1 protein-coding gene is annotated in these 425 nt (G+C 51.8%); it reads left to right on the top strand.

All coding sequences use genetic code 11. The features are described 5' to 3' along the window. Positions 1-425: DUF1983 domain-containing protein (locus ACNQ0W_RS25395; RefSeq protein ID WP_417933308.1), on the top strand; the 425-nt coding region annotated here is incomplete at both ends.

Genomic DNA, 425 nt, shown 5'->3' on the forward strand with positions numbered 1-425 from the left:
TGCTGACTTCACACAGGCTTCGGCAACTCAGATCAATTCGCTGAAGGTCACCGTTAATGGCCAGCAGGCCGCTATTGTCCAGAATGCTCAGGTATCAGCTGACATCAACAATAACCTGAATGCGATGTACAGCATTAAGGTGGCTATTGATGCCAACGGTCGTCAGTATGCTGCAGGCATGGGTATTGGTGTTCAGAATACTCCATCCGGCATGCAGTCGCAGGTGTTGTTCCTGGCAGACCGATTTGCCGTCATGAACCAGGCAGGAGGTAATGTTACGCTTCCGTTCGTTATCCAGAACGGGCAGGTGTTTATCCGGGAAACCCTCATTCAGGACGGCACCATCGGCAACGCCAAGATTGGCAACTACATCCAGTCCAATAACTATGTCGCTGGCTCAGTCGGATGGAGGCTGGATAAGGGAG

The organism is Enterobacter cloacae complex sp. 6730903 (genome assembly GCF_048283985.1).
Taxonomy (GTDB): domain Bacteria; phylum Pseudomonadota; class Gammaproteobacteria; order Enterobacterales; family Enterobacteriaceae; genus Enterobacter; species Enterobacter hormaechei_C.